The organism is Vibrio sp. 10N.222.48.A3 (assembly GCF_041475345.1).
In the GTDB taxonomy this organism is placed as follows: domain Bacteria; phylum Pseudomonadota; class Gammaproteobacteria; order Enterobacterales; family Vibrionaceae; genus Vibrio; species Vibrio tasmaniensis_A.
This window is the reverse complement of record NZ_JBFRVX010000245.1, coordinates 1-8,266: the sequence shown is the minus strand read 5'-3', so window position 1 is coordinate 8,266 and position 8,266 is coordinate 1. Positions and strand designations below refer to the sequence as shown.

Genomic DNA, 8,266 nt, shown 5'->3' with positions numbered 1-8,266 from the left:
TTTGTAAGAGATCTCTCACACCGAACGTAAGAGATCACAGTCAAGCTTCGCAGAAAAAAGTAAAATTACAAACCCAACCCCTTGTTTTATATGAATCCACGCATATTTATTTTAGTTAACGAGGATATTTATTTCCTAAGGCTAATTGCGAATAAAGCCTCCAAAGTGTTTAATACTCATGTCGACAGGGAGTTGGCAAGAACAGGAAAAGCCTAACGGATTAGGTATCTTCAGGATGAAGATTTGATGGCTTAGGATGAGTGATCAGCAAGGAAGTTTTACTCTAGGATAGAGTCACTTGTCAGGATGATGAGTTAGCATGGACACCGCTAGGAAGGCGATGGATTGGATAGGTTAAAGGATTTAGCCAAATCAAGGAACGATGCAAGGAGCATACGTGACCTTATTAAAAAATAAGTAACAACGTCAGTAGCAGGATGGCTACGAAAAAGAATAAACCCCGTTTGGTGAAAGCCAAACGGGGTTTCTTTTTTCAACATCGAAAAGCTATTAGTAACTGATCGTTCAAATAGTAGCTAATCGTTCAAAGCCACGTTACAAAATAATGTTCATCAAAAACATAGCACCAAACGCATTCAATACTGAAATCGCGATCATCACAGGGATATAACGACCTTCAGTACCAATTGGTCCCATGATGCGTCCCATATATTGCACCTGAGAACCCATCAAGTAGATAGCTGGCGCCAAAATAGCAATATGGTTGCCGTTCAAAATGCCTTGGTCAAATAGCGTGATAACCACACCGACTGCACCACCCATCGACATCCACGCGCCAATCAATACTGCTGCCGCTTCGCCCGGTAAACCAAATACCGCCATGATAGGTGCAAACACACTACCCATCAGATCCAGTGCACCAGTAATCTGCAACGCCTTAATAATCACAAACGCCATCAGAACATTAGGTACTGTAGAGGTTGTCGCAATAACCCAGCCTTTCTTAGCACCTTCAACGAAAATATCAGTAACCATTGGTTTCTTTGCTTTAACTTCGCTCATTATGCTACTTCCTCTTCCAGTTTTTGTTCTTTGTCTGATTTTGTTTTGTCTTCTTTACCTTCAGTAATATTGAGGTAAAGGCGGAATAAGTTCGCACCAACAAACTTGAAGATAAACATCACCGCAACAGCAAGACCAATTGACGATGTCACTGCCAAAGAACCATCCATCGCCGTTAGAGTGAACAACACCGCACCTGAAGAGAAAAAGTTAACGATCGCCGCACCCGCAGTAAACTGGAACATGGTGAACACATCGGTTTCACGCTTAGTCAAATGCCCTTCATCTTTGAGCTGACGTGTCATCGCAGCACCCGCATCGGTACTTTGCAGAGAAGCAATCAGTGCCAAGCCTGAGTTGCCCGGAATACCCATTAAAGGACGAAGTAGTGGAGTTAGTAGTTTACGAGCCGCGTCCAGTGCACCGTAGTGCTCAAGTACGTTAATCATGCCCAATGCAAACATCACGGTCGGAATAAGTGTCAATGCAAAAATGAAACCGTCGCGCGCACCACTACCGCCTTTACCACGCAGTGACGTCGTTGCCGCTTGGATACCATCAGCCGACTCACTCACATCGTAAGCGACCTTACCAAATGAACCGTTGAGCGTCGTAAAATCGAGCACTCCATACCATTCATTGGACTGCATTAAGCCTGAAAAGAACACAATCGCGAACGCGAGTGCGATATAGCTGCCGATCGTGACTTTACGATCGGTTTTGGTTGGATTAGTCATAAGGACCTCTATACATCTCGTTTATGTGGAACATAACACGTATAGATAGTGCAAACTAATGAGCAAAAGGTTAATGACCAAAATCAAATAGTGCATCGGTTTAAATAAAAGAACCAAAGCAACATATAAAACTGTGATTCAAATTTTAAAGTAGAGGTATACGCTAAAAAAATTAGAATATTTCTCATACAAAACTAAACAAACCTAGCTTCAACACCGCAATCAAAAACGCACATAATCGCCACAATAATCAGGCTTCGAATAGAAAGTTCAAAAAAATCTTTCATCGTGATCTCACGTTTTCACCCAATCTACTGTTTTCTATATAATCTATTGAATTATTAAGATATCTATCACACTGAACAGGGTTATTTAGGTCTACGCTTTTACCCGTGTTAATAACTTATTAACTTCGGAGCGTAATCCATGTTAGGTATCCAGCTTTCTGCTGTTCTCTCTTTATTATTTTTTTCTACGGTAGCAGGCGCTGCCACTTCTCAGTTGGGAGAGCCGCTCAAACTAACCAGTTCATTTGCTGGCTACCTATCGCTGACCATTTTCGTTGTCGCCTACATCGTGGTGATGATGGAAGAATACCTAAAACTCCGAAAATCCAAGCCAGTTCTACTTGCAGCGGGCCTAATCTGGATAATCATTGGTTTTACCTACCAAGAACACAACCTTGTTGAAGTCGCCAAACAAGCGCTCGAACACAACCTGCTGGAATATGCCGAGCTATTACTCTTTCTACTCGTCGCCATGACATACATTAGCGCCATGGAAGAGAGGAGACTGTTTGATGCGCTGCAAGCGTGGATGGTAGGCAAAGGCTTTAACTTTCGCTCTTTGTTCTGGATAACCGGTATTCTGGCCTTCTTTATCTCACCGATCGCAGACAACCTCACGACAGCTCTATTGATGTGCGCTGTGGTTCTTAAAGTGGCAGGTTCTAATCCTAAATTCGTCAACCTAGCCTGCGTGAATATCGTGATAGCCGCCAATGCTGGCGGTGCATTCAGTCCATTCGGAGACATCACAACACTCATGGTGTGGCAGGCTGGTTATGTGAGCTTTAGTGAGTTCATTCCTTTGTTTATTCCTTCGGTGATGAATTACCTCGTCCCTGCGTTGATCATGTCTTACTTTGTACCCACCACTCAGCCCGACACAGTCCATCAACACGTTGAATTAAAACGTGGTGCGAGGCGCATCGTATTCTTGTTTATTATGACAATAGCGACCGCTGTTGCTTTCCATGCCGTACTCCACTTCCCTCCAGTAATGGGTATGATGATGGGGCTCGCCTATCTGCAGTTCTTTGGCTATTACTTACGCAAGACTTTGCCCAACTCACTCGCCAAGAAAAAGGCAGTGGCGATCGCCAATAACGATGAAGGCGCCCTGAAGCGACTCGGTTCTGTTGTGCCGTTCGATGTATTTCGAAGAGTTTCTCATGCCGAATGGGACACGCTTTTGTTCTTCTACGGCGTGGTAATGTGTGTCGGTGGCTTGAGTCTACTTGGTTACTTGGAATTAGCTTCGGGCGTGATGTATAGCCAGTGGGATCCAATTTGGGCCAACGTCATGGTGGGGATCTTATCGGCTATTGTCGATAACATTCCGGTGATGTTTGCCGTGTTATCCATGGAACCCCAAATGTCGATGGGCAACTGGCTACTGATCACCCTAACCGCAGGCGTTGGCGGCAGCTTATTGTCTATTGGTAGTGCCGCTGGTGTTGCATTGATGGGGGCGGCGCATGGAAAATACACCTTCTTTGGCCACTTAAAATGGATGCCAGTAATCATGATTGGTTATGGGGTCAGTATCGCCGCTCACCTATGGCTGAACGGTGATATGTTCTAGCCTAATGCATATCAACTAAAGGCTTATCAACACGTGTCCAGACGTTGCTTAACTGCACTGCTGGACACTGGTTGCAGGTTAACACCGCTCCTTCTTGTTGAATGCGCATCATCAACCCAGAATCCACTCGGCTATTTCCTGAATTCAACTCGATGTTAATCAAATCATTTTCAATACGATAAGTTCTAGTGACCGTGTTACCGATTGTTTGATAGGTCATTTGTCCTGACTCAAAAAGTAGATAGCTGTTATCGTCCGCGTTCTCATACATCCCTTTGAACAAAACAAGCTGCGGTACTTCAAAGGGGCGACTAGTATCAGTTAAACAACCGGTCAGCAATAACACACTAGTGAAAGCTATTATCAGAAAATGATGGTTATTCATTTGGGCATCCTTGCCTAAAAATCATGGCTAAATAATATGCAACCAAATCATTATTTTCCAGAAAGTAGCGAATTTATTGCAAAGTCACGTTTTTATTGCAGAGTCACGCTGGGATCTCTTAATGTTCCTCCTGAGTCGTACAAACCTTCAACCTTAACCGATAGAACAGCGTTTCAAGTTGCTAGCTCAGTAGCTTTCTAAGCTTACTTACTTTCTTCCCTCAATCACTAACAAACGCTGTTTACGCTCTACCCCCCCCGCATAACCCGTCAGCTTTCCATTTTTACCTATCACACGATGACACGGCACAATCACAGACACCGGATTTTTGCCATTCGCCAAACCCACTGCACGCACCGCTTTTGGGTTACCAATCGCATCAGCTAATTGAGCATAGCTCCATGTTTCTCCATAAGGAATGGTCATCAGCGCTTGCCAAACCGACTGCTGAAACGGAGTGCCCTTGGCTGCGATCGGCACAGAAAACTGGATAGCTTCACCAGCAAAATAGCGATTGAGCTGTTTGATAGCCAACGCAAAGATCGGAAAGCTATCATCTTGAACACCTAACTGTTCGGGCTTGGTAGTGTGAGTTTCAAACCAAAGGCCGAGCAGCCCTTCATCGTTCGCCTGTAACGTCACGGTTCCTAGTGGACTTTGATAATAAGTAAAACGGTTAGTCATAATCTCTCCTAGCTTGGTAATTCCGATGTTTATTCATTGCTTCTATATCAGATAGGTATCTCTATTCCACTTGAAACATCGTTTAAGACTGATTCCAACAATGGAACGTGGCGTAACTTCCCCAAGGCGAAACACTCTCTGTATTAATGGTAGGGCGATGCTCGATGAATTTCTTCACCACCAAATCGCCTACTAGCAAGTGGTTAGGTTCACTGAGCCCGCGCAGCAGCGCATATTGAATCGTCCAAGGACCAATACCTTTGAGATCAATCCACTTAGAAGGATGCTCAGCTTCGTTATCGACCATGTATTGGGCAAAACGCTTTAAGGTTTCCTTACGACTTCCCGGCATCCTTAGAAAGCTCACATCAGCATCAGCTATTTGTTTAGGTGTAGGGAAATACGCTTTCTCTGATGAATCAGCAATTTGTTGTAAGTCAGAGCACTCTTGTGAATTAGCTTGCTCTTGTGAATCAAACACCTGATATGAACCTGAGAGCTTTCGCACCAACAAGTTGAGCTGACCAATGGCCGCTGTTACCGAGACTTGCTGCCCGAGAATCGCTCTTACTCCGGCTTCCCAAGCACTCCACACACCAGGGATACGAATACCACTCTTAGCCACCAAGTTGGGATCAATGGTGCTAAAGAAATCTTCAACTTTGCTGATATCAACATCAAGGTCGAACATACGTCGAATATTGGCGATCAAACTTCTTAATTGGCTCATATCATCCAACTCAAACTCAATATCCAAACTGCTCTCTTTGGCTAAAGTGGCCTTGAACCAGCCCTTCGAGCCGTTCACGTTCACTGTGCGTTGGTAATAACCGTCGCCCACCTCTTCTAAGCCTTCGATCATTCGTCGTCGATAAAAGCCCAGCAAATGATCCCAGTCCAACGGGCCATGGAAACTGAGTTGGATATGATTACTTAGATTGTTACTTGGCTTAGCTCTTCGTATTTGACTTGGCGAAAGCTGAAGCTCTTTTTGAAAGGCATCATTGAAGCGGCGCGTGCTGTTAAAACCACTCGCAAAACCGACATCGGTAATGCTCATGCTGCTGGTATGCAGTAACTGCTTGGCAAACATCAATTGGCTATAAAGGCTATATTGCTTCGGTGACACCCCGATGTAATTGTCGAACAAGGTTCGTAAATAACGATCTGAGATGCCTAGTCGAGTGGCAAGGTCGACAATCGACCCCGAATTCAGCGCACCGTTGTCGATTAATTGCATAGCTCGCAGAAAGGTAGTTTCAACACCTTTCCAAGCCGGAGAAAAAGGCGCGCTGTCTGGTCGGCAACGTAAGCATGGGCGATAACCCGCTTTCAAAGCCTGAGCTTGATGAGAAAAGTATTCGACATTTTCTTCTTTGGGTGGACTTGCAGGGCAAATAGGGCGACAAAAAATCCCGGTGGTTTTCACCGCTGTGAAAAACATCCCATCAAAGCGAACATCTCGCGCATATCGAGCCAAATGGCACTGCTCACTCGTTAACGCGCTGTTGTGATGAATATTCTTAGACATACTCTGTCCTTCTCATTAGCCATACTGTGCTCCAATAACTAAAAGTTTACCGTGAACTGTTATTGTCGCTAGCCATTTTCGGAACTGAAGGTTAGATAAATCACAAAAAAGGGTTTTCTTTTCGCTCAATTCGACTAAATTTAACCTTGAGAAAGGATTATTCTCACAACGTCAACGAACGGTACTCAGCACATTAAGATGCAGAGACCTATCGAATAATAAGGAAAAGGCTATGGTTCTTCACACATGTCGTATTGTTTTATCAAACCAACAGGTTCTCACCAGTCAATCAGTCGAACAGTCTCTAAGCTTTCTTGAAGACGAAGCGGATAAGGGGATTTCTAAGATTGAGATTGACGCAACGGATGGCAATCAAATCCATTCTTACATGTCACACTCTCTTGAAGAGTCTATCGAGAATCTAATGAATCTCTAGAATTTTCGAAGAATAGTGCTTTGAAGTGATAGGGCTTTTAAAAAAGGTTACGCATACCAGGCTTAAACGGTTTTATCCGAGTTAGGGTTATCTCTGATTTGGAAAAGAAAATCATCTCTGGTTTAAAAACAAAAATGGCTCCCAACTATATAACTAGTTAGGAGCCATTTTTATTTAGTCAACAAAGCATATTGGTTACAGAAACAGCTGTTACTCTGGTGTTTGTTCAGCGGCTTGTTGCAACGTGTAGGCAGTCGATGGGTCAATTTCATTAACCAACTTCTCAACCTGAATGATCGCATCAACCGAAGTACTGCTTTTACGGTAGCTCAGGTAAATTGGGCGATACCAGTCTTCAACCCCTTTGACCTTGTGCAATTGACCCGACTCGATAAAAGGTTCAACCATAGAAACAGGTAAATACGCACTGCCACCTTTCTCTAAGATAAAATCTAAAGCGATACGAGCTGTTGAGGTACGTAGATACGGCGCAGGCACTTTGGGGTGACGCTCGGCGTGTTCAGAACCAAAACGCGTTCCCCAGTCGACATAAACGTATTTATGTTGGAATACAGATTCCAGATCATCTTGCTCCGTTGATACCAACACCAAAACCAAGTCAGCGACTTTTTTACAGTTCAGCTCTTCCGCTTTGATCTGATCGAAAGCAAAAGCCATGTCTAAGGTTCGTTCTAGCAAATTACGGTTCAGCTGTTCGCGACCCATCACCTCGGCCATAAAGCCGTAGCCACCGAAAGAGTCGGTCACCACACTTAAGCAGTTTTGTAGATACGCATCCCAGATATTCGGTGTGCCACCCAGTGTTAACTGCAACGCTTTTCCACTCTCTAACGACAGCTCAAATTTGGCTTGTTGTAAGGTGGATACCATCACTTCAGCATAACCAATCAAACGCTCACCAGAAGAGGTCAGCTTGATGTTATTGCGGTCACGAATGAAGAGCTGAGTATCAAAATAGCCTTCAAGCTGTTTAATCCGCGCACTCACCGCTGCTTGTGTTAAATACAAGTTTTCAGCTGCACGCCCAAAGTGGCGCACCCTTGCAACCTCAAGAAAGGTTCTAAATACTTTCACATCCATCAAAAATACATCTCTGTAATAAATCTGCTAACTAGCCGATCTAGGATTGTTTATCGTAAAGGCAAAAACGTTTTGTTTCCTATTTTAGCCTTTTAACAATATTTTCGCGTGAGCAATAAACACTAATTTCTATCTAACCACATTACTGAGGCTGATATGTCTGAGACCGAATTCCGACACGGAAAAAAACGTTTTTATGACACCATTAAATTCCCACGAGGGTTTGCTAAGTCGGGTGATTTTACTCTTTCAGAAGAGGAAATCCTAACCTTGTTTGGTGACACTATGCTTGCACTTGAGACTGGCGAACTTTCGCCAAGCAACTCAGAAGAAAAACATTTCATCAAAGTGTTGTCTCACCCTCATAAGGCGAAGTCCAAGTTAGAGCGTGTTTGGTTGAAGTACATTCAACTGGCTCGTGGACGCCGTCGCTTTCATACCCTAAACGGCTGCAAACGCAGCGAAGTTTCTCGGGAAGAATACGAAAGAGAGTTAGTGTTAGA

At 44.0% G+C, this 8,266-nt stretch carries 9 protein-coding genes; 3 read left to right on the top strand and 6 right to left on the bottom strand.

Annotated elements, in window-relative coordinates; all coding sequences use genetic code 11:
- Positions 1-555: 555 nt before the first annotated feature.
- Both AB4653_RS08285 and AB4653_RS08280 read right to left on the bottom strand, forming a co-directional pair.
- Positions 556-1,023, bottom strand: coding sequence for a YjiG family protein (locus AB4653_RS08285; protein ID WP_004737023.1), 468 nt, complete (start codon positions 1,021-1,023; stop codon positions 556-558).
- Positions 1,023-1,760, bottom strand: coding sequence for a nucleoside recognition domain-containing protein (locus AB4653_RS08280; RefSeq protein ID WP_009846112.1), 738 nt, complete (start codon positions 1,758-1,760; stop codon positions 1,023-1,025). The genes AB4653_RS08285 and AB4653_RS08280 overlap by 1 nt, the downstream gene beginning before the upstream one ends.
- Before the next feature lie 426 nt (positions 1,761-2,186).
- On the opposite strand from AB4653_RS08280, the gene nhaD reads away from it, so the two are divergent.
- On the top strand, positions 2,187-3,626 hold the full coding sequence (gene nhaD, locus AB4653_RS08275; RefSeq protein ID WP_012601208.1) for a sodium:proton antiporter NhaD: 1,440 nt from the start codon (positions 2,187-2,189) through the stop codon (positions 3,624-3,626).
- A gap of 1 nt (position 3,627) precedes the next feature.
- Here the strand turns inward: nhaD and AB4653_RS08270 are convergent, their stop codons facing one another.
- From AB4653_RS08270 to AB4653_RS08260, 3 genes are all read right to left on the bottom strand, one after another.
- Complete coding sequence (locus AB4653_RS08270) at positions 3,628-4,011, bottom strand: hypothetical protein (RefSeq protein WP_102257674.1); 384 nt, start codon at positions 4,009-4,011, stop codon at positions 3,628-3,630.
- Positions 4,012-4,218: 207 nt separating this feature from the next.
- Entirely contained in the window at positions 4,219-4,695 is a 477-nt protein-coding gene (locus tag AB4653_RS08265) for a methylated-DNA--[protein]-cysteine S-methyltransferase (RefSeq protein WP_102257675.1), read from the bottom strand.
- 82 nt (positions 4,696-4,777) lie between these two features.
- Entirely contained in the window at positions 4,778-6,226 is a 1,449-nt protein-coding gene (locus tag AB4653_RS08260; RefSeq protein ID WP_017097793.1) for an AlkA N-terminal domain-containing protein, read from the bottom strand.
- A 232-nt stretch (positions 6,227-6,458) separates the two neighbouring features.
- Here AB4653_RS08260 and AB4653_RS08255 point away from each other — a divergent pair, with 232 nt between their 5' ends.
- Positions 6,459-6,662: a hypothetical protein gene (locus tag AB4653_RS08255; RefSeq protein ID WP_012601212.1), complete on the top strand. Its 204-nt coding sequence runs from the start codon at positions 6,459-6,461 to the stop codon at positions 6,660-6,662.
- 210 nt (positions 6,663-6,872) lie between these two features.
- Here AB4653_RS08255 and AB4653_RS08250 read toward each other — a convergent pair whose 3' ends face one another.
- Complete coding sequence (locus AB4653_RS08250; RefSeq protein WP_029222811.1) at positions 6,873-7,763, bottom strand: LysR family transcriptional regulator; 891 nt, start codon at positions 7,761-7,763, stop codon at positions 6,873-6,875.
- Positions 7,764-7,919: 156 nt separating this feature from the next.
- Between AB4653_RS08250 and AB4653_RS08245 the strand changes: the two genes are divergently transcribed.
- The coding region (locus tag AB4653_RS08245) for a DUF413 domain-containing protein (protein WP_372103796.1) at positions 7,920-8,266 on the top strand (347 nt) is incomplete at its 3' end.

Excerpts from the sequence above, each read along its gene's own strand:
- AB4653_RS08270 (WP_102257674.1), bottom strand. The coding sequence starts at position 4,011 with ATGAATAACCATCATTTTCTGATAATAGCTTTCACTAGTGTGTTATTG.
- AB4653_RS08285 (WP_004737023.1), bottom strand. The coding sequence starts at position 1,023 with ATGAGCGAAGTTAAAGCAAAGAAACCAATGGTTACTGATATTTTCGTT.
- AB4653_RS08265 (WP_102257675.1), bottom strand. The coding sequence starts at position 4,695 with ATGACTAACCGTTTTACTTATTATCAAAGTCCACTAGGAACCGTGACG.
- nhaD (WP_012601208.1), top strand. The coding sequence starts at position 2,187 with ATGTTAGGTATCCAGCTTTCTGCTGTTCTCTCTTTATTATTTTTTTCT.
- AB4653_RS08260 (WP_017097793.1), bottom strand. The coding sequence starts at position 6,226 with ATGTCTAAGAATATTCATCACAACAGCGCGTTAACGAGTGAGCAGTGC.
- AB4653_RS08250 (WP_029222811.1), bottom strand. The coding sequence starts at position 7,763 with ATGGATGTGAAAGTATTTAGAACCTTTCTTGAGGTTGCAAGGGTGCGC.
- AB4653_RS08255 (WP_012601212.1), top strand. The coding sequence starts at position 6,459 with ATGGTTCTTCACACATGTCGTATTGTTTTATCAAACCAACAGGTTCTC.
- AB4653_RS08280 (WP_009846112.1), bottom strand. The coding sequence starts at position 1,760 with ATGACTAATCCAACCAAAACCGATCGTAAAGTCACGATCGGCAGCTAT.